At 52.6% G+C, this 23,330-nt stretch carries 21 protein-coding genes; 14 read left to right on the forward strand and 7 right to left on the reverse strand.

Going from position 1 to position 23,330, the window contains the following annotated elements; genetic code table 11:
• Positions 1–8: 8 nt before the first annotated feature.
• Positions 9–836, forward strand: coding sequence for a carbohydrate ABC transporter permease (locus MKX63_RS03010; RefSeq protein WP_341015185.1), 828 nt, complete (start codon positions 9–11; stop codon positions 834–836).
• A gap of 140 nt (positions 837–976) precedes the next feature.
• Here the strand turns inward: MKX63_RS03010 and MKX63_RS03015 are convergent, their stop codons facing one another.
• The 4 genes from MKX63_RS03015 to tnpA all read right to left on the reverse strand — a co-directional run bounded on the left by MKX63_RS03015 (position 977) and on the right by tnpA (position 5,296).
• On the reverse strand, positions 977–2,383 hold the full coding sequence (locus MKX63_RS03015; RefSeq protein WP_341014692.1) for a transposase: 1,407 nt from the start codon (positions 2,381–2,383) through the stop codon (positions 977–979).
• Positions 2,384–2,751: 368 nt separating this feature from the next.
• Positions 2,752–3,507: a class I SAM-dependent methyltransferase gene (locus MKX63_RS03020; RefSeq protein ID WP_341015187.1), complete on the reverse strand. Its 756-nt coding sequence runs from the start codon at positions 3,505–3,507 to the stop codon at positions 2,752–2,754.
• A gap of 307 nt (positions 3,508–3,814) precedes the next feature.
• Positions 3,815–4,888, reverse strand: a complete 1,074-nt coding sequence (tnpB, locus tag MKX63_RS03025) for an IS200/IS605 family element RNA-guided endonuclease TnpB (RefSeq protein ID WP_341015189.1) — start codon at positions 4,886–4,888, stop codon at positions 3,815–3,817.
• A gap of 6 nt (positions 4,889–4,894) precedes the next feature.
• Positions 4,895–5,296, reverse strand: coding sequence for an IS200/IS605 family transposase (tnpA, locus tag MKX63_RS03030; RefSeq protein WP_341015191.1), 402 nt, complete (start codon positions 5,294–5,296; stop codon positions 4,895–4,897).
• A 226-nt stretch (positions 5,297–5,522) separates the two neighbouring features.
• Between tnpA and MKX63_RS03035 the strand changes: the two genes are divergently transcribed.
• The gene (locus MKX63_RS03035) at positions 5,523–6,443 is read left to right on the forward strand and encodes a hypothetical protein (protein ID WP_341015192.1); all 921 of its coding nucleotides are present in this window, start codon (positions 5,523–5,525) and stop codon (positions 6,441–6,443) included.
• A gap of 127 nt (positions 6,444–6,570) precedes the next feature.
• Here the strand turns inward: MKX63_RS03035 and MKX63_RS03040 are convergent, their stop codons facing one another.
• The gene (locus tag MKX63_RS03040) at positions 6,571–7,800 is read right to left on the reverse strand and encodes a Zn-dependent hydrolase (RefSeq protein WP_341015193.1); all 1,230 of its coding nucleotides are present in this window, start codon (positions 7,798–7,800) and stop codon (positions 6,571–6,573) included.
• 195 nt (positions 7,801–7,995) lie between these two features.
• Between MKX63_RS03040 and MKX63_RS03045 the strand changes: the two genes are divergently transcribed.
• The 4 genes from MKX63_RS03045 (at position 7,996) to MKX63_RS03060 (ending at position 12,731) form a co-directional block, all read left to right on the forward strand.
• Positions 7,996–8,871, forward strand: a complete 876-nt coding sequence (locus tag MKX63_RS03045) for an aldose 1-epimerase family protein (protein WP_341015194.1) — start codon at positions 7,996–7,998, stop codon at positions 8,869–8,871.
• A 211-nt stretch (positions 8,872–9,082) separates the two neighbouring features.
• Complete coding sequence (locus MKX63_RS03050) at positions 9,083–10,072, forward strand: glycosyltransferase (RefSeq protein WP_341015196.1); 990 nt, start codon at positions 9,083–9,085, stop codon at positions 10,070–10,072.
• Positions 10,069–11,175, forward strand: coding sequence for a polysaccharide pyruvyl transferase family protein (locus tag MKX63_RS03055; RefSeq protein ID WP_341015198.1), 1,107 nt, complete (start codon positions 10,069–10,071; stop codon positions 11,173–11,175). The genes MKX63_RS03050 and MKX63_RS03055 overlap by 4 nt, the downstream gene beginning before the upstream one ends.
• A 41-nt stretch (positions 11,176–11,216) precedes the next feature.
• Positions 11,217–12,731 (forward strand): oligosaccharide flippase family protein, encoded by a 1,515-nt coding sequence (locus tag MKX63_RS03060; protein WP_341015200.1) that lies wholly within the window; start codon positions 11,217–11,219, stop codon positions 12,729–12,731.
• A gap of 175 nt (positions 12,732–12,906) precedes the next feature.
• On the opposite strand, the gene MKX63_RS03065 is transcribed toward MKX63_RS03060, so the two are convergent.
• The gene (locus tag MKX63_RS03065; RefSeq protein ID WP_341015202.1) at positions 12,907–13,998 is read right to left on the reverse strand and encodes a threonine aldolase family protein; all 1,092 of its coding nucleotides are present in this window, start codon (positions 13,996–13,998) and stop codon (positions 12,907–12,909) included.
• 195 nt (positions 13,999–14,193) lie between these two features.
• On the opposite strand from MKX63_RS03065, the gene udk reads away from it, so the two are divergent.
• The 8 genes from udk (at position 14,194) to MKX63_RS03105 (ending at position 22,468) form a co-directional block, all read left to right on the forward strand.
• Positions 14,194–14,823, forward strand: coding sequence for a uridine kinase (udk, locus tag MKX63_RS03070; RefSeq protein ID WP_341015204.1), 630 nt, complete (start codon positions 14,194–14,196; stop codon positions 14,821–14,823).
• A complete protein-coding gene (locus tag MKX63_RS03075) occupies positions 14,814–15,452 on the forward strand; it encodes a hypothetical protein (protein ID WP_341015205.1) in 639 nt (212 codons plus the stop codon). The genes udk and MKX63_RS03075 overlap by 10 nt, the downstream gene beginning before the upstream one ends.
• Positions 15,453–15,693: 241 nt before the next feature.
• Complete coding sequence (locus tag MKX63_RS03080) at positions 15,694–16,593, forward strand: carbohydrate ABC transporter permease (protein WP_341015207.1); 900 nt, start codon at positions 15,694–15,696, stop codon at positions 16,591–16,593.
• A complete protein-coding gene (locus MKX63_RS03085; protein ID WP_341015209.1) occupies positions 16,590–17,468 on the forward strand; it encodes a carbohydrate ABC transporter permease in 879 nt (292 codons plus the stop codon). Before MKX63_RS03080 ends, MKX63_RS03085 begins: the two co-directional genes overlap by 4 nt.
• A gap of 51 nt (positions 17,469–17,519) precedes the next feature.
• The gene (locus tag MKX63_RS03090; RefSeq protein WP_341015211.1) at positions 17,520–18,908 is read left to right on the forward strand and encodes an ABC transporter substrate-binding protein; all 1,389 of its coding nucleotides are present in this window, start codon (positions 17,520–17,522) and stop codon (positions 18,906–18,908) included.
• Between the two features lie 199 nt (positions 18,909–19,107).
• Entirely contained in the window at positions 19,108–20,112 is a 1,005-nt protein-coding gene (locus MKX63_RS03095) for a LacI family DNA-binding transcriptional regulator (RefSeq protein WP_341015213.1), read from the forward strand.
• 40 nt (positions 20,113–20,152) lie between these two features.
• Entirely contained in the window at positions 20,153–21,148 is a 996-nt protein-coding gene (locus MKX63_RS03100) for an N-acetylglucosamine kinase (protein WP_341015215.1), read from the forward strand.
• A 6-nt stretch (positions 21,149–21,154) separates the two neighbouring features.
• Positions 21,155–22,468 (forward strand): 6-phospho-beta-glucosidase, encoded by a 1,314-nt coding sequence (locus tag MKX63_RS03105; RefSeq protein ID WP_341015216.1) that lies wholly within the window; start codon positions 21,155–21,157, stop codon positions 22,466–22,468.
• A 67-nt stretch (positions 22,469–22,535) separates the two neighbouring features.
• Here the strand turns inward: MKX63_RS03105 and MKX63_RS03110 are convergent, their stop codons facing one another.
• Entirely contained in the window at positions 22,536–23,255 is a 720-nt protein-coding gene (locus MKX63_RS03110; protein WP_341015218.1) for a bZIP transcription factor, read from the reverse strand.
• Between the last annotated feature and the right edge of the window lie 75 nt (positions 23,256–23,330).

Here is a 23,330-nt window from a genome sequence, read left to right on the forward strand (position 1 = left end):
CTGAGAATATGAATAAAGCCGCCGTTGCCAAAATCATCACCACCCTGATCATGCTGTTCTTCAGCATCGTCATGATTGTGCCCTTCCTCTGGATGATCAGCACCTCCTTCAAAACCCCTGCGGAGGTCTTCCGCTATCCAATCCAGTGGATTCCCGACCACTTCAACTGGAGTCATCATATCAAGGTGTGGTCCGGCCAGAGCAGCTTCGTGCCTTACTATCTGAATTCCCTTAAGGTCGCTGTGCTGAGCACCATCGGCGCTGTCTCCCTGTCTGCTTTGGCGGCCTATGGCTTTGCCAGAATTGAGTTCAAGGGGCGTAACACGATGTTCCTGGTCTATCTGTCGATGATGATGGTTCCTCCGCAGGTGCTGTTCGTGCCCAAGTTCATCATGTTCGACTGGGCCGGCATCTATAACACCCACTGGGCGCTGATTCTGCCCGGTATGTTCACTATCTTCGGCGTGTTCATGATGCGGCAGTTCTTCCTCTCCGTGCCTCACGAAATTTCGGAGGCCGCTTTCATCGACGGTGCCGGACACTTCCGCATCTTCTCGCGGATTATCCTCCCGATGGCCAAGCCCTCGCTGGCAACACTGGCAATTATCGACTTCTCCTGGCACTGGAACGATTATGAGAACGCACTCGTCTTCCTGATCGACCAGGATCTGTTCACCGTGCCGCTCGGGCTGCAGAATTTCATCCTGGAGAACAATGTCGATTACAACGGCATGATGGCCGCCGCAACCGCCGGGATCATTCCGATGATCCTCGTCTTCCTGCTCGGCCAGAAGTACATTATTGAAGGAGTGGCCAGCTCGGCGGTGAAGGGGTGACAACTGATTGTATTTCTTGCAATAGAAAACGCATCGCTGACCGTAAAATGGGATTCTATTGTATTTCAGAGTCAATTTCATAATTCAGTTTACTGAAAAGCAAGATTGGTCCAAAATCTAAGGTCATATTTTTAAAAAAATCAGGCCACTTGCTGGGAGTCTCTCAACTGCTGATTCAATTTGTCTAATGCAAACTTACTCAAATTGTACGCGAGCGTACTGAGCTGGAAATCGACACTTGCCCGGACACCCCGGTGACGTGTGCGTTTCATCCCGAAATACTCTTTGAGATAGGCAAACACACGCTCCACGGCCGTCCGCTTGTTGTACAGGGTGGTAAAACTTTCGCTACCTCTGGCGGGATAAGTGTGCAACCGCAAATCCGTTTGCATGCGAATTTTAAACACTTTTTGGCAATCGGAACCGGAAAGCTCACAGCCTTTGCATTCGCTAGGCCGGGTGTACTTCAGGGTCTCATACTTGGCATCAAAACTGTCGTAACGGTACGTATGTCCTTGAGCGCACACCGGCGTGTAATCCAGATTCATTCCTGCAGGCGGGTCTTTATGGTGAATCAGGGAAATCGCAGGATAGGCGCCGAGCGTATGAATCAACTGGTAGATTGCCGCGCAGTCGTAGCCTTTGTCGCCCAAGATATGCTTGACCTTTAGCATCGGAAACTTTAGGAGCAGGCCTTTGAGAAGGACGACCGCCATACGCTGGTCATTCGGATTGGCCGAACTAAAGAGCCCACTGAGGATATACTGGCTGTCCGTGTCGACTAGCAGATTCGCCTTGAACCCGTAATAGCTGGTCATTCGGCCCTTCGTATTTTTCTTATCACAACGCGCAGCATGCCGGGGCAACTCGGTCAGCAGTTCATCGTACGTGTACGGCAACATCGCTTCAATGGTTTTCTGGAACGGTCCGAGACTTTGTTCATAGGCTTCCATTTCCTCGCGCCGACGTTCCTTTTCGGCCTGGGATGGACGACCTGGCTTGCTGTACCTGGGTTTCTTCAGCGGCGCGTTCACCGCCTTCGGCTCAGGCTCTTGATGTTCGAGCTGAAGTTGTTCGGCCCCCGGAGCTTCGCCTTTCTTTTGCTCCCGGCGAGCCGCACGACGCTTGGAGGCTGATTCGCTAAATTGGCAATCCCATGCCTCAACCATCGAGGAATCCACAGCCAGATGGGTGCCGCTCACAAAACCTTCTTCTAGGGCAGAGGTGACTAGGCGATCCTGAAGTTGTTCCAGCATTCCCGTTTGCGCTAGGGCATGAATCAAACGAGAATAGGAGGCCTGACTGGGAATATTGTCCGAGCCCGTAAACCGGCACTGGACTCGAAATTCGTGGCTATGATTCAATCGCCGGACCAAGGCAGAGACAAACTCGATGTTCTCCATTTTGGCAATCAGCAGCGAGTAGATCATGGCAGGTACGTTTAGTTTTTCAGGCCGTCCACGGTGGCTCTTTTTCCGCAGTGCGAACAGAACTGGAGCTAAATGTAAGTGTTCAAAGATTTGGCTATATTTATCTTCCGGAGCCATCTGGAGCAATTCCTCAAAGGAAAACAGTTCTTCTTGTCGAATAGAATAGATAGGGATTACCTCTTTTCTTCTCGGGTGTTGGTTTCGTCACCTATAACTTCGAGAATTTGGGGAGGTACTCCTTTTTCTATGCTCAAAAAAACCAGGTATAGCAAGGGTTTTGAATTATGAAATTGTCTCTTTCATACAGTAGAATGTTGTGATTTGGCTGAAAAATGGCCTTTTTTCAATATTCAATTGTACGGAATACAATAGAATCGATTTCGAAGCCTTTTTTACAGCAATCCATTGTACAAAGTGCAATTACCTATTAATCACGCCCGGATGCCAGACCCTCAGGAATTAATTGGATTTCTTGCCGATGCTCCTCACTCCCGCTGGCTATCCAAACACTGCTGTTCTAGCGCCTTTACCGCCACCCAGCCGTCAATCAGATAAGCGCCGAAGAACCGGGATACGGCCGTGAACCCGGCCTCCTCCAGAAGTTCCTCCATTTCTGCGGCGGGGAGCGGATGGGAGGTTACTCCGAAAGAGTGCTCAAAGGTCTGCCACTGATCCTCTGTGATGCCGTTCCCGAGCATATGCAGCCGCCAGCCCGCCATCTGAATCTCCCAGGCCGGAGAGCCCGGCACCCCACAGATGGCGGACAGGCACAGCGGCGCGCCCGGCTGAAGCCGTGCGGCAATGCTGCGGAGCAGCGCCAGCTTGCTCTCCCGTCCCTGCACGAAATGCAGCACCAGCATACAAGTTGCGGCATCATGCAGCGCATTACTGCTCCACGCGGCAATCTCCGTATGATGCAGCCGCACTCTATCCATAATACCCGCAGCCGCCAGCCGCTGCTTGGCAGCCTGAAGCATACTCTGCGAGGTGTCCAGGCCGCTGAAGCTCCAGTCCGGGTGGCTCAGGCCCAGTTGCAGAATTTCCTGTCCTCCGCCTGCTCCCACGACTAACAGCCTTGGCTTGTCCTGCTTGTCCTGCTTGTCCAGCCACGCTGTCAGCAGCGTGTCCATCAAGCCATATTGCAGCGCGTAGCCGGGGATTTTGCGGCTGATGTTCTGTACATACTGATCTCCGTTTACCTGCTCCCAAAGGCTGGCTGCCCCGCTCATGCTGTCTCTCATTTCATCCCCTCCGAAAATAATAATCGGTACATAACCACAACAGGTCATGTACCGATTATCAAGGCCGGGCCCCGGAACCGCCATCCCACATAGCTGGGATCTATAGCACGGTCCGCTCATACCAATACCCTGGAATCCCCCGTTTCAGCCGCATCAGCGCCTCCAGATAATAACCGCCAGTGAAGGGTATTGGATATCCTAAGTGAACTACCATCCACCTAAGAGGTGGCGGCTTCTTGGTCATTGAAGCTACTGCTCCAAGTTTACCCAAGCTCAAAGGCTAGTCCCTAGCCCAATCATTGCAATATCACATGGCTAGTTTCAGTAGGTTTTGAGCAGCGTTTACATCCCGATCATGATGCACGTTACATTCTGGACAAGTCCACTCTCGCAAGGCGAGATTCTTCACCTCTGCGTTCTTATACCCGCAACAGGAGCAAAGCTGACTGCTTGCATAGTGCTTAGGGGCAATAATCAGTTCTCTGCCATACCATTGAGCCTTATATTCAAGCATCGAACGGAACATACTCCAAGATACCTCGCTAATCGCTTTTGCAAGTTTGTGATTCTGCAGCATATTCTTTACACGCAAGTCTTCCATCACGATAACTTGGTTTTCGTTTATCATTTTGGCAGACGTTTTATGCAAGAAGTCTTTACGCTGATTCGCTATTTTTTCATGGTGCTTGGCCACTTTCAGCCTAGCCTTATGACGGTTATGGCTTCCCTTCTTCTTCCGTGATACATCCTTTTGCAGCTTCGCTAACCGCTTTTCAGACGTACGCAAGTATTTAGGATTGGATATGATTTCGCCATTTGAAGTGATCGCGAAGTCTTTCAGCCCAAGATCAACGCCAATCTTCGTATGCATGTTGGGCAACTGGACGATATCCGTTTCAACCAATACGGAAGCATAATACTTTCCCGTTGGTGTTTTTGAAATCGTGCATGATTTGATCAGCCCCACAAATGGGCGGTGCAGCTTGATATTGATGCCCGTTTTTAGCTTTGGAATCTTGAGATATCCATCCTTTATAGCCACTGTTCCCTTTTGGTTATTCGTTGTGAAGCTATGATGATTCGTCTTCTTGCTCTTGAATTTAGGAAATCCCGTTTTCTTATCACGAAAAAAATTCTTATAAGCCTTGTCTAAATTCAGTTGGGTATTCGCTAAGGCAAGGCTATCGACTTCTTTCAGCCAGTCGAATTCCTTTTTGTATTGTGCGGGTGTATTCCTCAGCATCGTTTCCGTTTGCTTGTAATGTTCCATTTTATCTGCAAGCATTCTGTTGTAGATGAAGCGAACGCATCCGAACACTTTAGCGAAGTAGTGTTGTTGCCCATGGCTTGGATAGATACGGTATTTGTAGGCTTTCAGCAATGGTGATCACCGTTTCACACCTTGGGTTTCGAGGTATTTTTGAATGACGTCTATTGGCGCTTCACCCGTTGTAAGCAAGCAATAGGAGCGTGACCAAAAGGCCTCTTTCCAAAGTGATGTTCGGAGGGTAGGAAACTCCTTCTTGATCAGCCTAGAGGATGCACTCTTATAAGCGTTGAGAAATTTAGAAATGTCGGTATTAGGATGAGTTTTCATTAGGATATGAACGTGATCCCTGTCATGATTCCATTCCTGCAAAGTCACATTGTAAGTAGGCTGAATGTATGCAAATATCTCTTTCAGACGTTCGGATATGGGATATGTAATGACTTTCCTACGATACTTGATGACTAGAATAAGGTGAAAGTGAAGGGAGAATACTGAATGGTTATTTGAATCTAACTTCATTGATTTCACTGACCTTTCCAAGATACGACTGAATACTTTAATTATTGCATCTTAGGCGGTTAGAATCCATGTAGATTAGACCGTTTCTATTCATCCCCCACTTAAAGAAGATGGGCGAATTCTGTCAACTGAGGGTTAAACAGACAACCAATCAGCATCGACAGCAGCTAATACTAAAATGTATAATAATCCCAGTGTTTCGAGATTACATGGGGAGGTAAAAATTTTGAAAAAAATATCGCTGGATGAATTTTTGAGATTAAGAAAACTGATTCACCGTAATGCCAGACCGCTAGAATTTACAAAATGGAAATATTTATTTGAGAACGGGAGCTGCGGGGAATTCCTTTCGGTTCTATCCAGTTACCAAAATGAGGATGGCGGTTTCGGTTACAACATCGAGTGTAACAATTGGAACCCTAATTCTTCTCCCTATACAATATGTATAGCGTTGGATTATCTGGACACAGCAGATGATTCTGTTAGCAGTATAAAAGATTTAGTTATTACGGGTATCATCAAATACCTCGATTCCGGTACATATTTTTTGGATGACGGCTGGGTGGGGATGCAAGGAATCCCTAGCAACAATGATTTCGCACATCTGCCATGGTTTCATTTCGACCCAAAGAAAGCCACGGAAGCTGATATTGGAGTAACAAAGAGACTTTCCGATTTTATACTCACATATGCAGACCACAACCTTGATATCTACCACAAAGCAGTGGCTTTAAAAGACAAGTATAGGATGTGTGGTCAAATCCTGCTTAACGGTGTACCCGATTATGACCCGGTATTATTAGAAATGAAATCATTTGATCCTGTAACATGGCCGTTTTGGTTACCATTGCCCGTATATTTTATTGGTTCGCCACAAAGCAGGCATTATCCAGAACTTAAACATGTTGCGGATATCAATTTGGATACGATTATTGACACACTACATAATACAAATGAGATTCAAATAGCACCTGAGGAAGAATTAAACGCCTTTGAACATAATAACCCGCATCCCGATGGCAAACGTTGGTGTGTCGCTGAACAAGCCATCGGTAATTATTATTGGGGTACTCATCATATTACCTCTGATTTGGATATCTTGAGGAAGTTTGACAGATTGGATTTTGATCTGCCTATCCACTCATGATGAGCAAAAAACGAGGTTGATTGGGTTCGTAATCTTAAATGGCGAATTTAAAAGGAGGGAAATCGCATCCCTCCTTTAAGCATATTTATATACCGTATCCTATGGAGTTACTTAGCCTCCCTGCTTCTCAAGCACCCGCCAGCACCGACAGCACCGTCTCCAGCACCACATTCACCCCCATCTCACAATCCTCATAGGAGGTGAGCTCTTCCTCGCAGTGGCTTTTCCCCTTCACACTTGGGACAAAAATCATCGCCGACGGCAGGAACCCGGCCACGAACTGGGCGTCATGCCCCGCGCCGCTGGCCAGCTTCCGGCTGCTGTAGCCCAGCTTCTGCGTTGCGTCAGTCACCAGCGCACAGATGTCCGGATCGAACCATACCGTGTCGCGGCCCCACAGCTTCGTCTTCGACACGCTGCAGTCCAGCAGTTCCTCCGGCAAGCCGTGAATGACCTCCTCGACCTCCCGGACCACATCCATGTCCTTATGTCTCGCTTCCACGGTGAAGATCACCTTGTTCGGAATCACGGTATGGATATTCGGCAGCACATTCATCCGCCCCATCGTGTAGACCAGCTCAGGATCAAGCACGGCCAGCTTGCGGCGCAGCTCCGCAATAATATCCGTAGCGGCAAACAGCGCATCCCGGCGCATATCCATCGGCGTAGTCCCGGCATGATCCGATTCCCCGGTCACTTCAATCTCATAGCAGGCCATGCCCACCACACAGTCAACCAGACCGATCTTAAGGTTCTCCTTCTCCAGCACAGGGCCTTGCTCAATATGCAGCTCCAGATAAGCCGCCGCTTCCCTGATCCGGTTCTCTGCGTCGCCGGCATAGCCGCTGGCCTCCAGTGCTTCGCCGAAGCTGACGCCCTCCGCGTCCTTCTTCCCCAGCATGGCTGCCTTATCGAACTTGCCGGATAAGACGCCTGAGGCCATCATAGACGGCTCGAAGCGGGCACCTTCCTCATTGGTGAAGTTCATCACCGTGACAGGCAGCCGGGGCTTAATTCCTTGATCTACCAAGGTTCTCACGACCTCAAGGCCGGCAATCACCCCCAGCACACCGTCGAATCTGCCACCCTTCTTCACGGTATCCAGATGGGAGCCGATCACGATCGGCGGCCCCTCTTCTCTGCCAGCCAGAGTGGCATACATATTGCCCATATCATCCACCTTCACGGTCATGCCCAGCTCTTCGCAGCAGGCGGTGAAATAGCCGCGCACCCGCACATCCTGCTCCGACAGCGACAGCCGGGTAACTCCGTTATGGTCTGTCCGCCCGAAATCCGCAAAGGCCTCAATGGTATTCTTCAGCCGCTCACCGTTCACCAATAGTTGCTTCACCTGCATCGGCTTATTCCCCCGTTTCCGCTGATATGGAATGATTGCTATCCTTATATGTTAACGAATTCCACCTGTTTGTCATTGTACATACTGTAAAAATTATAGGCTGGAGAATTTCCGTTATTTGCTGGCACCTGCGGGGAAGTCTGTTAGAATATGAGACATCAGGATTACATATTGCAGGGCGAGAGGGGTAAAAGCATGAACACTATTTTACGCAGCAGCCTGGCCGTGGCCGAGATCAGTTCACTCGGTGCTGAGCTGGTCAGCTTCAGAAGAACGGATACAGACACTGAATATATGTGGAACGGAGACGCCGCTTATTGGACAGGCCGTTCTCCGGTGCTGTTCCCGATGATCGGGGGAGCCGCAGGCGAAGTGGTCCGTGTAGATGGACAGACTTATCCGCTGGCCCGGCACGGCTTCGCCAGACGCAACGAATTCACGCTGGTGGAGGCAAGCGAGACGCAAGCGATCTACCGGCTATCGCACAGCGAGGACACGCTGGCCAGCTACCCGTACCCGTTCCATCTGTATCTCACCTATAATCTGAACGGCAGCACGCTGGACATCGGCTACAGGGTGGAGAATCCCGGTGAAGGGGAGATCTTCTTCCAGCTCGGCACCCATCCGGCCTTCAACTGCCCGATTGACGGAGAAGGCAGCTTCACCGACTACTATCTTGAATTTGAGCAGCCGGAGCGCCTGGAGCGCTTATTCCTGAATGAGAATGGCCTGATCACTCCGGGCCAGAGCGAGACCATGCTAGGCGCGGATAACAAGCTGCCGCTGAACCACGGGATGTTCGCACATGATGCCCTTGTGTTCCGCAATGTCCAGTCTAAATCGGTTGCCCTGAAAAGCAAACAGTCTGCTAAGAGCGTAACGGTCGCCTTCACGGGCTTCCCTGATCTCGGCATCTGGCAGCCGAAGAATGCGCCGTTCGTGTGTATCGAGCCTTGGCATGGCGTGGCCGATCTCGAAGGCTTCACCGGCGATTTCCGGGAGAAGCAGAATGCCATCTCCCTGCCGCCGGGCGGCCATTTTACCAGCGCGCTGGCGATTACATTTAACTAAATTTCCGCAGGCGAAAGGCCGCAGTCACCCCATGGTGCTGCGGTCTTTTTACTGCGGAACAGCGGCTTCCCTCCAGGCAGCTCACGCCCCTCCTCAAGCGATAAGTACACTTTAGTAGTATATACAACCTTTTGACCCGGATAGTAAGATTATCACAAATATAGTGACGCGTAGACCCGAATCAGAACCGGGAAAGGAAGTGACTGCTCGAGTGAAGCCAGAGATAAGTATTATTGTGCCTATCTACAACGTGGAATTGTACCTGAGGAAGTGTGTGGATTCGATATTGGCGCAGACCTTCCGCAGCTTTGAATTGATTCTGGTCAATGACGGATCACCCGATAAGTGCGGCGAGATATGTGAGTATTACAAGGAGCTGGACCCGCGTGTCGTCGTCATTCATAAGCAGAACGGCGGATTGTCCGATGCCCGCAACTATGGAATTGATGTGGCAGAGGGCCGGTATATCGGGTTCGTCGACAGCGATGACTGGATTGAACCGGACATGTATGAAGCTCTGCACGGACTCATCACCGCCCACAATGCAGATATCGCTGTATGCGGCCATTGCGAGGTACAGGATGATGTCAAGCTGGAAAAGTCCTTCACGCACCAGGTGCGTGTATACGATAATGCGCAAGCCGTTGACAAGCTGCTTGAGGATACCGAGATCCAGAACCTTGCCTGGGATAAGCTGTACAAGGCCGAGCTGTTCAGCCAGGTGAGATATCCGGTCGGCCGGTATTTCGAGGACATTTTTACCACCTATAAATTATTCCTCCAGGCGAAGAAGACCGTCTCGCTGGACTCCCCCAAATACCTGTATCTCAAGCGAAGCGACAGCATCACCGGAGCGATGAACAACCGGAAATATTACGACCGCTTCCGTGCAGCACTGGAGATCTACGAGACGATTCAGGATAAAAACTATCCACTCGCCAAAGAAATCTCGTTATCCCGCACCGTAACCGAAGGCATTGAGCTGTGCAACTTCCAGCTGATTACCGGCGAGACTGCAGTGAACAAGGAATATCTGGCCGAGCTGGGCGGGTTCCTGAGCAAGCATACCTCCGCGATCCTGCGCAACCGCATCATCCGCCGGGAGATGAAGACCGCAGCCCTGCTTATTCTGACCAGCTCCACGGTATACAAAATGCTGTATTATTCCAAACTCCGTTTGAAGGGAAGTAATATGATATGAGCCAAGCCCTTGAGAAGATCCTGCCGCTGTCTTTCCGCAATTATGTAAGCAATATTCCCGTCTATCAATATTATAAGGGCTATCTGAGCTACCGGAATGCATATAAAGACAAGACAAAAGCCATTTACGTCGTCGGCTCCCCCGAGCATGACAATCTGGGCGATCACGCCATCACTTATGCGCAGATGAATTTTTTGCGGAAAGCTTTTCCCGACTATACCCTGATTGAGATTGTCGCCAACCGGCTGATGCATAACATGAAGTGCCTGGAGGAATTCTGCACCCCGGAAGATATCTTCGTGCTACAGGGCGGAGGCAACTTCGGAATCGAGTATTTCCGTGAGGAAGAGGTCCGCCGCAAGATTATCTCCGAATTCCCGAATAACAAAATCATCGTCTTCCCGCAGACCATCTACTTCGGTGAGACCGAGCTTGGCCGCGCGGAGTTCAAGAAGACACAGGACCTCTACGGTTCCCATAAGGACCTCACTCTGGTCGCCAGAGAGGCAACGTCGTACGAAATTATGAAAGCAGGTTTCAGAAACAACGCAGTGCTGTTAACACCGGACATTGTAATGTCCCTGGATATCACTGATCCTCCCAAGGAGCGCCATGGTGCCCTTCTGTGCATTAGAGCCGATAAGGAGAGTATTTTCAGCGAGCAGGATAAAAAGGTCATCCAGGAGTACACCTCCAAGCACTACAGCTCCACTACCTTCACGGATACCTGCATCCTCCGCCCTGTCTCCCTGGAAGACCGGGACCACGAGCTGAACACCTTATGGAATCAGTTCAAGGAGGCCGAGGTTGTGATTACGGACCGTCTGCACGGGATGATTTTTGCGGCGATTACGTCCACACCTTGTATTGCGCTGGGGAATTACAATTATAAAGTGGTAGGCAGCTACGAATGGATAAAGCATCTGGGCTATGTGAAATTCACGAACGATGTGAAGCAAATCCCGGCCTTGCTGGAAGAATTGAAGACGATCCAGCGCCCCCGGTACAATAATGAGTTCTCGGTCCAGCACTACAGCCAGATCATTGAATCCATGGCAAGCAGCAGCGCTGAAGAATCTGCTTCGTCCATCGTTACCGCTTAAGATAAGCACAAGACACTCTCTGTAGCGAGGAAGCGATCTGTTTGAAAACCAATATTAAACTTGCTGCAATCATAACCTATGCTTCCGTATTTTTAGGCGTTGTCATCTCCCTGGGCTCGACGCCATTCATTGTGTCGACCCTGGGGAAATCCGAATATGGATTATTCGCGCTGGTGAACTCCATCATCGCCTATATCGTCCTGCTGGATCTGGGCTTCGGCAGCGCGGTCATCCGCTTCAATGCGAAATACATCTCTGAGAATGACTCTGCAGGCCAGCGCAATATCAACGGAATGTTCCTGCTGCTCTTCTCAGCCATCGGACTCCTCTCCTTACTTGCCAGTGTGATTCTGGTGTTCAATTTCGATTCGATCTTCAGCAGCCTCGATGCAGCTGAGCTCGGCATTCTGAAGACCATATTCATCATTGCCGCCATCAATGTGGCTGTCTCGTTCCCGCTGAATATCTTCAGCTCGATCATTACGGCCTATGAGCGGTTCGTCTATCTCAAAATCATCAACCTGATCCGCGTCGTCCTGTCTCCGGCCATGATGGTGCTGGTCCTGCTGCTGGACTTCAGATCGACAGGAATGGTCACTGTTGCGCTTGTGCTGAACCTGGCAATCGGCGTGATTAATGTGGTCTTTTGCCGGACCAAGCTGAACTTGAAGGTCAGATTCCACGGCTTCGATACCAAGCTGTTCAAAGAGATCTTCAGCTATTCATCGTATATCTTATTGTCGTCGATTGCCTTTCAGATCTATACGAATGCTGATCCGCTGATCATCGGGATGTTCCTCGGAGCTACGCCCATCGCCGTCTTCGCCATCGCTGCCCAGCTCAACACGTATATTCTCAACTTCTCCAATGTGCTGGCCAGCTTCTATCTGCCGAAGCTCACCAAGATGATCGTCAAGGGTGCAGATCAGGCGGCCCTAATGCTGGAGCTGGTCAAAATAGGCAGAATCCAGGCGCTGATCGTAGGCTACATCGTCTCGGGCTTCGTGTTATTCGGACAGAGCTTCATTCTGATCTGGCTCGGCCCGGATTACAAATATGCATACACTGTTGCGCTGATCATCATCATTCCCCAGATCACATCGATTGTGCAATCGCTGTTCGCCACCATGCTGGAAGCGATGAATATGCACCGGGTGAAGGCCTTCATCTATTTCTCTGTTGCTATTCTGAAGGTGGCCTTAACCTTCTGGTTCATCCGGATCTGGGGGATTACAGGCTGTGCCATTGCTACGGCTATCGGGATGATCATCAATGTATGCCTGAATAATGTGTACTACAAATATAAATTGAAGTTCGATATTCTTCACTTCTGGCTGCAGATCATCCGCGTCTTCATTCCGGTGGTGCTGCTGACCGGTGCGTGCGGGTTCCTGCTTAGCTTCGTGAGCATCACTTCTTACGTGTACCTGGGTATGTATGTCATCCTCTACTCCCTCATCTATGTGCTGACCATGTGGCTGTTCGGACTGAACGGGGCAGAGAAGCAGATGGTGGCCGGACCGGTGAGAAAAGTGGCTCTGCGGAGTCAGGCCTAGTCTGCATCCTCCAAGAAGAAAGATAAGGAATTTTTATTGCGCGGCGCGATGCATATAAATTCTTATTCTTTGAACCCAGGCGCTGCCTTTCATTGTTCCTGCTTCCACCTGCACTGCAATCAGCAAACAAGCCTCTGCGGGCTTCCGCAGAGGCTTGTTTGCTGATCTGTCAGAGTCAGAGCTGCTTCAGCCGCTCATCCAGCAGCCGGAACGCTTCCCGCAGAGCCGGCCCCGAGACGCCGCCATAGACATCGCCGATGTTCAGCTCGTAGTAGCAGGAGTTCTCGCTGGTCGGCTTAAGCCGCGGTGTCAGGCCAATGCCCGTCTCGTTATAGATTCCGATGAGTACAGGGGCAAGCTGTTCCCGAGGCAGTGCGAAATGGATGTGAAACATATTCGAGACCGGAACCTCCGGCAGCGTGGATACCTTATGGCAGCTGTTGAATAAGGCCGCCAGCTCCTTGGCCTGCTCATAGTATTGTGACATCCTGCTAATACGCTGCCGGTAATAATACCGGGCCGGGACAATATAGGGATAGAGACTGATCAGGTCGCCCCCGTGGCGGCGCTTCCAGATCTTCGACTCCTCCGTGAACTCCCGGCTCCCGGCTAAGATCGCTCCGGCAATCCCGCCGATGCCCTTGTACAGGGAGACATACACGCTATCGAACAGCGCGCAGACCTCGGCCGCCGTCTTGCCGTAGTAAGGCAGCACCTCGAACAGCCGCGCCCCGTCCAGATGGAGCTTGATTCCCTGCTCCCGGCAATACGCCGATATCGCTTCCAGCTCCGTATACTCCGGCAGCTGTCCGCCGATCTCCCGCTGCGGCAGCTCCAGCAGCAGACAGGCAATTCCCGGTCCCATCCCCTGCACATCCTCCAGGGTAATCAGGCGGTCTGCACTGCCCAGCAGCAGCGGCTCCAGATGATGCAGCTCCTTCAGGCCGTCCTGCTCATGAATCTCCAGATGGCATAGCGGATGATAAGCGACCCTCTTACTCCCCTCACGGTCACTCCAGATCCGCAGGGCAATCTGCTGGGCCATCGTGCCGCTGGGGAAGAACACGCTGCATTCTTTGCCCAGCACCTCTGCCATCTCCGCCTGGAATTCCTCAATCACCGTACCTGTCCCGTACATGTCCGCAGCAAGGCTGTCCTCTACACTGGCCAGCGCTTTCTTGAGTACGGCTGCGTCCCGTCCGCCATGGCCTGCAAGCTGCACCTGTGTCCGGCCGAACGCCTCCATTAAAGCATTCTCCTCGTTCATTTTATTATCCTAGCCTCCTTCTCCGTAGCACCCGAACGGAATGAATCCTTGAAATTATATCATTCCCCTACAAAATAACCGAATGTTTTGAATATTCACATGATATTCCTCTCCAGCAAGGTGAAATAAGTTGACCGCTGTGCTACAATATTGGAATTGCAAAGGCAATTGCTTAGGGAGGTTTATAAATACACCATGCTTATTATTGGTATCGCCGGCGGGACCGGCTCCGGCAAGACAACGGTAGCGCGCTCCGTGATTGACCGTCTTGGCTCTGACAAAGTAACATTCATATCCCAGGATAACTACTATAAAGACCATTCTTACCTCAGCATGGCTGAACGCGGTGCGATTAACTACGACCACCCGCTGGCCTTCGACAACGACCTGCTGATCGAGCATCTGAATTGCCTTAAGGCCGGACAAGCCGCCTTCGCTCCGGTGTATGACTTCACGGTCCATGCCCGTTCCACCGAGAAAACGGTGAGACTTGCCCCGAATAACATCGTGATTCTGGAAGGGCTGCATGTGCTGTCTGACGAGAAGCTGCGCGAGCAGCTCAACATCAAGGTGTTCGTGGACACCGATCCTGATGTACGCATCCTGCGGCGGGTGCTGCGTGATATCGAGGAACGCGGACGGACCATCCGTTCAATCCATACGCAATACCTCACTACGGTGAAGCCGATGCACGAAGCCTTCATCGAGCCCTCCAAGAAATACGCCGACCTGATCATCCCGGAAGGCGGACAGAATCAGGTCGGTATCGAGCTGCTGTCGGTACTGACCGAGAAGTATCTGTCCGGCGATCATCAGTGGAACTGAATGAAGCCGCGCACCGGCTGTTAGGGGTGCAAGGACCGTCCGGCAATGCCGGACGGTTTTTTTGCTGCTACGGGGAGTATATTTTTATCGGAAAACCGATTACATCGGACGGCGCGTGGGCTACCGCGCGGATTGTAATCGGAAAACCGATTACATCGGGTGGCGTGTGGGCCACCGCGCGGATTGTAATCGGAAAACCGATTACATCGGGCAGCGTGTGGGCCACCGGGCGGATTGTAATCGGAAAACCGATTACATTGGACGGCGCTTGGGCTACCGGGCGGATTGTAATCGGAAAACCGATTACATTGGGCGGCGCGTGGGCCACCGCGCGGATTGTAATCGGAAAACCGCTTACATTAGACAGCGTGTGGGCCACCGGGCGGATTGTAATCGGAAAACCGCTTACATTAGACAGCGTGTGGGCCACCGGGCGGACTGTAATCGGAAAACCGATTACATCGGGCAGCGTGTGGGCCACCGGGCGGATTGTATGCGAAGAACCGGTTAGCAATCGGTCGCCCGTAGGCGTGCTGTTCCTGAAACAACGCCGCATAAGTCACATTACCTCACACAAAACTCCTATTCACATTAGGATTTTCATCATTTTCAGCAAAACTATCAGCTAATTTGTTATATTTTCTGACTGATAGCGCTTTATTTCAGAAGTAAAGGGTTGATTATTTGGGTTTCATCCAATATGATTAGTTCAATGGCAGGCATTAAAATTAAAGCGTTTTAACTTTAATGTGTTCATGGTATGGTCTGCTATAATTATTTTAATCGTTAGTTATAATTATTTTAGCAAATCCGATTTTTCATTTCCCCCTAAAGTTTAAGCGCTTATACTTTTAAAAAGGAAAGGCTGGTGTGTCCGTGATTAAGAGTGAGAGCCGGCGGCAAACGTTCTACATGTATCTATTCATCTCCCCGTGGCTGATCGGCTTCCTGATCTTCGCTCTGTACCCGATCCTGTCTTCGCTGTACTACAGCTTCACCGACTATGATATCATTCATCCGCCCAAATTCATCGGCCTTGCCAACTACACGGAGATGTTCCACAATGAGCTGTTCTGGCGTTCTGTGAAGGTCACACTCAGGTACACCTTCATCAGTGTGCCGGTGCAGCTGCTGCTTGGACTGGGATTCGCCCTGCTGCTGCATCAGACTATCCCCTGGCGCGGCTTCTTCCGCACAGCGATGTATTTCCCCAGCATGGTCTCGGGCGTGGCCATGTCACTCCTCTGGTACTGGATTTTCAATCCGCAGATCGGCCTCTTCAATTATATGCTCTCCTGGTTCGGCATTCACGGCCCGGCATGGCTGATGAACCCCGATACAGCACTGTATGCCCTAATTATCATGTCCCTCTGGACAGCTGGCTCAGGCATGATTCTCTTCCTCGCCGGTCTGCAGGGCGTTCCGGCCAGCCTGATTGAAGCCGCCAATCTGGACGGCGCAGGACGCTTCCGCATTTTCCTGAATATTACGCTGCCGATGATCTCGCCTGTCCTGCTGTTCCAGCTGATTATGGGTCTGATCGACTCCTTCCAGGTCTTCACGCAAGCCTTCGTCATGACGCAGGGCGGCCCCAATTACTCTACCTGGTTCTACGTCTACAATCTGTATACCAGTGCCTTCAAGGAATACCACGCCGGATACTCCTCCGCGCTTGCCTGGGTGCTGCTGATTGTCGTCATGCTGTTCACGGCGGTCATTATGAGACTGTCGCGCCGTTATGTCCATTATGAAGGAGGCAACCGCCGATGAGCACCGTCAAGGCCACCCGCCCGCTTGGTCCGCCCTCCCGGCTGCACCGTAGAATCAAGCCCGTTAAGATTGCCAGCTTCACCGCGCTGCTCCTTACAACGTTCCTCATGCTGCTGCCGCTGTTCTTCATGGTCTCCACCTCGCTGAAGTCGAAACGGGAGATGCTGAGGTTCCCGCCGACCTTTCTGCCGGAGAGCTGGGCCTGGAGCAATTATGCGGATATTTTTGACACGCTGCAGTTCGGCACACTGTATAAGAACAGTCTGATCATCGCCGGTTTCTCTGTATTCGGCACCCTGCTCTCATCAGCACTGGTCGCTTACGGGTTCGCCAGATACCGGGGACGCGGCAACAGCTTCTGGTTCATCCTGCTGCTGAGCACGATGATGCTGCCTTATCCGGCCATTATGATTCCGCAGTTCGTGCTGTTCTCTCAGATGCAGTGGATCGACACCTTCCTGCCGCTGATTGTCCCTGCCTTCTTCGGCTCAGCCTATAACATCTTCCTGCTGCGGCAGTTCTTCTCCACGCTGCCTGAGGAGCTGTTCGACGCTGGACGTATAGACGGCTGCGGCGAGCTGAGGATGTGGCGGACCATCGCACTGCCGTTGTCGGCGCCGGCGCTGGCGACGGTTGCGATCTTTGCTTTTATCTATAGCTGGAATGATCTGTTGACCCCTGTGCTCTATCTAAGCTCATCGGACAAATTCACACTTCCGGTCGGAATGGCCTCCCTCACCTCATCGCGCTTCCGCATTCCGCCGTGGCATCTGCTGATGGTCGCCTCCGTCCTGGCTATGGTTCCAATCGTCACCCTGTTCGCCATCGCCCAGAAGCAGTTCGTCGAAGGCATCGTACTGACCGGTATCAAGTAAGACATCAAAGCAATCCGGGTTACCACACTTGAAATCAGGAGGGATTGGACAATGAACAATATCACGAAAAGTAAAAGGTATGCGCTGCTGCTGGCAACAGCCCTGACAGTAACTACAATCTTGGCGGGCTGCGGCGGCGGCAAGTCGGCAGGCAATGTGGCGGATGGAGACAGCGGAGCCGGGAATACTGGCGATCCGGGGAAGCAAGTGACGATATCCCACTATACGATTGATTCCGAGGACCGGACTTTTATCGAGAAGCTGATCCCGGATTTCGAGAAGGCGCATCCGAACATCAAGGTCAAGGTAGAGAAGGCACCGTATGAGCAATTCGACAGCAAGCTGCAGACACTGATTGCCGGCGGTAATTCCCCGGATGTGACGAGTCATTACGGATACGGCGGTTTTGCCGAATATTATAACAAGGGTATGCTGCTGGATCTGACGGACCTCATTAAGGAGGACGGCTTCAAGGCGGAGGACTACAGCATCCCTGAGAATCTGATGAAAATCTATACTGTAAACGGTCATACTTACGGCATACCTGTTAATATGTACGTCACCTTGATGCTCTACAACAAGGATATGTTCGATGCCGCAGGCGTCTCCTACCCGCCAAGCGATTATGAAGATAAGAGCTGGACATTTGACCGCATGGTGGAGGATGCCAGGAAGATGACGCTCGTCTCGGACGATATTGCCAAAACACAGTACGGCGTAGACTTCACCTGGGCGGAGCGGGATATGCGGCCGCTGTACTTCGGGGCTGAGCCTTACTCCGAGGATACCTGGACCAACGGCGGCGTCCCGTCCGAGACGCATTTTGATTCCCCGGAGGTGATCGCCGCGTACCAGAAGCTGTTCGACCTTGTGTTCAAGGAGAAGGTATCCCCAACCTCCGAATGGAGCAAAAGCGTTGCCGGACAGAACGGCGACCCGTTCGTCGCAGGCAAGATCGGCATGTCCATCGGCGGCTCCTGGAACCTCGCGGGGGCTAACGACTTCCCGTTCAAAATCGGCGTAGCCGCCGTGCCTTGGGGAGGCAACGACAAGGTGCGCAGCACGCTGTTCGTTGATCCGCTGCTGATACTGAAGGACTCGAAGCATCCGAAGGAGGCTTTTGAATGGATCGAATATCTGATGACCACTGAAGTCCAGGAGAAGTCCATCGAGCTGAGCGGCGGCAATCCGCCTGTGAATACGGAAGCGGCTGAGGTATATTACAAGCATTTCGACGGCATTGATCCGGAGGATGTGAAGAAGGTCTACGAGGGCGCGGTCAAATACGGCTATGAATCCTACAACCATCTAATCACCAACTACTCGCAGATCAACGACATGTTCATCAATGAGCTGCAGCCGGTCGAGACAGGGCACAAGACCCTGGAAGAGGTGATGCCGGTGATTCAGAAGAAGGTCACGGAGATCATCAAGCGGTAGCGGACCGGCGATGGTTATATGTTTAGCGGAACCCCGGTGCGGCCTGTATACTGGAGATAGAACAAGTGGAAACGGCTTTGCCGTCCTTTTAAAGGACGGTACCGTTTCAGCGAGAAATAGAAGGATAAGTTATCGTGGGCAACATATAAATTCTTATATTTTATAAGCACCGGCAAATCCGCCGCAAGGAGCGCTTGAGATGAAAGTGAGTATTTTTGATGTGGCCAAAAAATCAGGGCTGTCCGTGGTCACCGTATCACGGGTCTTAAACGGAGCAACGTCAGTGCGGGAGAGCAACCGCCAGAAGGTGCTCGACGCGATCAAGGAGCTGGATTACCGCCCGAATGCGGCAGCCCGCAGTCTGGCCAGCGGCAAGACCGGCATCATCGGCCTGATCGTAACGACCCTGCAGGACTCCTTCTTCGATGCCGTGGTCAAGGAGCTGAATGAGACGTTGGCCCTGCACGGGTATTATCTGGCTATCTCTGTGTCAGATGGCATCGGCTCCGGCGAGAGCCACTATCTGATCCAGGAAGACCGGGTGGACGGACTCATCCTGCTATCCCCGATTAATGAGGACCATTATATTGTCGAGCTGAAGCGCCGGGGCATTCCCTATGTGCTGATCGACAACCAGCTGCCGGAGAATGACAGCTACTCCATCACCATCGACAACTTCAAGGGCGGGTATGCCGCAGCCAGCCACCTGCTGGAGCTGGGGCATACCTCCATCGCCCATCTCTGCGGGCAGGAGATGTTCCGCAGTACGCGGGAGCGTCGCGCGGGCTTCCTGCAGGCGCTGCAGGAGCAGGGCCTCGCCCCGTTCGAGATCGTGCACGGCGAATTCGAGATCGCCATGGGCTATGATACCGCGCAGCGCTGGCTTGCTGAGGCTAAGCTGCCGGGGGCCGTATTCGCCGGAGATGACAATATCGCCCTCGGGGTGATCAATGCCCTGATGGAGGCGGGCGTTCAGGTGCCGGAGGAGGTTGCTGTAGTCGGCTACGACGACCACTATATCGCCTCCCAGCTCCACCCGCATCTGACCACCGTGCGCCAGCCGGCGGACAAGATCGGAGTTGCCGCCGCCGACATGCTGCTGCGCCGGATCAGCGGAGAGATGAAGCGCGGCTCCGCTATCCGGATCGACCCGGAGCTGATTGTGCGGGAATCCACCCGCGGGGGCGCGAATATTCAGCGCTAGTTGTATTCTATACACTTTGAACGTTTAGGAGTGACAAACATTGGCTTACTACTTGGGGATCGATGGGGGAGGCAGCAAAACCTACGCCCTGCTATGCGATGAGCATGGACATATTCTTGGCAAGGGCAGGAGCGGCAACGGCAATCACCAGACCAGCGTGCAGCAGGCTGAAGCAAGCATCCGCGAAGCAGCCTCCGGCGCGCTGGCCGAAGCCGGGCTCCGGCTGGATCAGCTCCGCCATGCCTGCCTTGGGCTGGCCGGGGCGGACCGCCAGACCGATTATAATATTCTGCATCCGATGATCCGCCGGATCGGCTTCACGAATTACACGATCAGCGGCGATACGATGATCGGCCTGCGGGCGGGGACGGACCGCCCCTACGGCGTAGCCCTGATCTGCGGCACCGGCACTAATGCGGCAGGCCTGAGTCCGCAGGGCCGCCACTTCCAGTGCGGCGGCTTCGATTATATGTACGGCGATTTCGGCGGCGGCGGCGCGCTGAATATCGAGGTGTTCCGAACAGTCATCCGGGCCTGGGACGGCCGTGAGGGCTCCACACTGCTGACGGAGCCGCTCCTGAAGCTGCTCGGCTATAAGCGGGTGGATGACATGTACGATGACTTCCTCGATCACGGGAAGCAGGTGCCGCTGGATGCGGCCCGCCTGCTTTTCCCGGCAGCGTCGGAGGGCGATGCCCCAGCGCTTGCGATCCTGAACCGCCAAGGCGTAGAGCTGGGCAAGGCCGCAGCGGCCGTCATTCATCGTCTCAGCATGGAGAACGATGAATTCGATGTTGTGCTGGCCGGCAGCCTGCTGACCCGGGGCGACCGGGGCTGGATTCGCGGTCCGATTGAGCAGGCCGTGCATGAAGCGGCGCCAGGCGCGTCAGTAGTCACCCTCTCCACCGAGCCCGTGGTCGGCGCTCTATGGTCAGCGCTTGAGGGGGACGGGATCACCGTCAACCAGGCTATGTATGAGACGATGCGTGCTTACAGGGAGTTCGAGCTTATTCCCACTACCACCAGACAGGAGTGATTCATTGTGACAGCGAACCAAGGTCTTAAGATTGCCGTCATCGGCGGAGGGTCTTCTTATACTCCAGAACTGGTAGAAGGCTTCATTCTGCATCATAAGGAGCTGCCGGTCCGGGAGCTATGGCTTGTAGATATTGAGGCAGGCCTGCATAAGCTGAACATCGTGGGCGCTCTGGCGAAGCGTATGGTGGAGAAGTCCGGCCTGCCGATCGAGGTCCATCTTACCACGGATCGCCGCGAGGCCATTGCCGGTGCGGACTTCGTCAGCACGCAGATCCGTGTCGGGATGCTGGATGCCCGTGCCCGCGACGAGGCGATTCCGCTGAAATACGGCGTGATCGGCCAAGAGACAACCGGCCCCGGCGGCATGCTGAAGGCGCTGCGCACCATCCCGGTCATTCTCGGTATCTGCCGGGATATCGAGGAGCTGGCACCGGACGCCTGGCTGCTCAACTTCACTAACCCCGCAGGCATGGTTACCGAAGCCGTGCTGCGGTACTCCAAGGTGAAGAGCATCGGCCTGTGCAATGCCCCCATCGGCTTGATCAAGCAGGTATCGGCTAAATATGACGCTGCCCCGGAACGGATCTACGCCGAGTTCGTTGGCCTGAACCACCTGCACTGGATTACCCGGATTGATGTGGAGGGTGAAGACAAGCTGCAGGAGATGCTGGAGGATACCGCCGGCTACAGTGCAAAGAATGTTCCGGCACGCGAATGGAACCCGGAGTTCCTGCAATCGCTGCACGCCTTGCCTTCGTATTATCTGAAGTACTTCTACATGACCGATGCGATGCTCGCGGAGCAGCAGGAAGCCGCTGCGCAAGGCGGGAACCGCGCTGAAGTCGTCAAGCGGGTGGAAGAGGAGCTGTTCGCCATCTACGGCGACCTTGCGCTGGACGAGAAGCCGAAGCAGCTGGAGCAGCGCGGCGGAGCCTTTTATTCGGAAGCGGCTGTGAACCTGATGCGCTCGCTCTATAACGGGACCAATGATATTCAGACGCTGAATGTGGCAAACCGGGGCATCTTAAACTTCCTGCCGGACGATGCCAGCATCGAGGTGAACTGCGTCGTCACGAAGACTGGCCCCCTTCCGCTGCCGCTGACGAAGATTCCGCCGATGGCCAAGGGACTGATTCACGCCGTTAAAGTCTACGAGCAGCTCGCCATCGACGCCGCTGTCACCGGAGACCGCAGCCTGGCCATTCAAGCCCTGGCACACCACCCGCTTGTCCCTTCCGTGGAGGTTGCCATCGCCATGCTGGATGAGATGCTGGAGGCGAACAGGGAGTATCTGCCGGCTTTTTTCGCTCAGGACTAATTCCTTAACATCAATAAAGAGCCTATGCTAAACCACAGATCCTTCTGCGGCCGCACAGGCTCTTCTCTTATTTCGTAATCATATAGCGGTAGGTTTCGCCCTTTATCCCGAAGTCCGCATATAGCGGCTTGCCGCTGGACTTCACTTCATCGGGAACCTCAGCCAGGAACACCAGCGTGCCGTTCTTCAGCGGTTCAATCCTCGAAAGACTGGTATAGGTGAAGTCTTCCCCGCCTTTCTCTTCAATGGTATCGAAGGTACTATACTCGTATTTATTGTCGTATTTGACCTTCACATCCGCTACTTCGTCTGCATTCATAGCTTCACCTGCCAGGTTCTTCACTTTCAGTGTGATCGCCAGATAGGTTGTGCCCGGTTCCTTGGCTTCATAGTAGGTGTAGAAAGATCCCGGATTTGATGGAATAATCTTCTTGCCAAAAGAGGTCTTGGTAACGGTATACTCACCCGTCCCCTCAATAACCAGCGGCGTGCCTTTTACGATCTGCTTGTGTTCATCGCCGGAATCAGCCGCTGCGGGGTTGTCTCCGGTAGTAAGAAGTTCAGCCGTACCGCCCTCCTCTTCCGCTGTCACAGGCTTTACCAGGCTCTCCTTTAACATTTCATTCTGTTCTTTTAGGAACTTGTTCTCCTTCTGCAGCTCACTAACCTCTGTCTTCAGCTTCTCCATATCTTCTGATGAGGGACCTGCATTGTCTGAAGAACACCCGGTTACAGTTACGGCAAGCATGGCGGCAGCAAGCCAGAGGCCCCCTGATTTCATTTTCATAACACACCCCAATATTTGTATTTAATCCTTCACTATTATAAGACATCTCCGGCGTAAGAGATTGAAAAATATGTA

Origin of the sequence: Paenibacillus sp. FSL R7-0179, from assembly GCF_038002265.1 — a bacterium.
GTDB lineage: Bacteria > Bacillota > Bacilli > Paenibacillales > Paenibacillaceae > Paenibacillus_AQ.

Coding starts and splice junctions, on each gene's coding strand:
- MKX63_RS03045 (WP_341015194.1), top strand. CDS start 7,996: ATGAACACTATTTTACGCAGCAGCCTGGCCGTGGCCGAGATCAGTTCA.
- MKX63_RS03110 (WP_341015218.1), bottom strand. CDS start 23,255: ATGAAAATGAAATCAGGGGGCCTCTGGCTTGCTGCCGCCATGCTTGCC.
- MKX63_RS03020 (WP_341015187.1), bottom strand. CDS start 3,507: ATGAGAGACAGCATGAGCGGGGCAGCCAGCCTTTGGGAGCAGGTAAAC.
- tnpA (WP_341015191.1), bottom strand. CDS start 5,296: ATGAAGTTAGATTCAAATAACCATTCAGTATTCTCCCTTCACTTTCAC.
- MKX63_RS03015 (WP_341014692.1), bottom strand. CDS start 2,383: ATGGCTCCGGAAGATAAATATAGCCAAATCTTTGAACACTTACATTTA.
- MKX63_RS03085 (WP_341015209.1), top strand. CDS start 16,590: ATGAGCACCGTCAAGGCCACCCGCCCGCTTGGTCCGCCCTCCCGGCTG.
- MKX63_RS03040 (WP_341015193.1), bottom strand. CDS start 7,800: ATGCAGGTGAAGCAACTATTGGTGAACGGTGAGCGGCTGAAGAATACC.
- MKX63_RS03090 (WP_341015211.1), top strand. CDS start 17,520: ATGAACAATATCACGAAAAGTAAAAGGTATGCGCTGCTGCTGGCAACA.
- MKX63_RS03065 (WP_341015202.1), bottom strand. CDS start 13,998: ATGAACGAGGAGAATGCTTTAATGGAGGCGTTCGGCCGGACACAGGTG.
- MKX63_RS03055 (WP_341015198.1), top strand. CDS start 10,069: ATGAGCCAAGCCCTTGAGAAGATCCTGCCGCTGTCTTTCCGCAATTAT.
- MKX63_RS03095 (WP_341015213.1), top strand. CDS start 19,108: ATGAAAGTGAGTATTTTTGATGTGGCCAAAAAATCAGGGCTGTCCGTG.
- MKX63_RS03010 (WP_341015185.1), top strand. CDS start 9: ATGAATAAAGCCGCCGTTGCCAAAATCATCACCACCCTGATCATGCTG.
- udk (WP_341015204.1), top strand. CDS start 14,194: ATGCTTATTATTGGTATCGCCGGCGGGACCGGCTCCGGCAAGACAACG.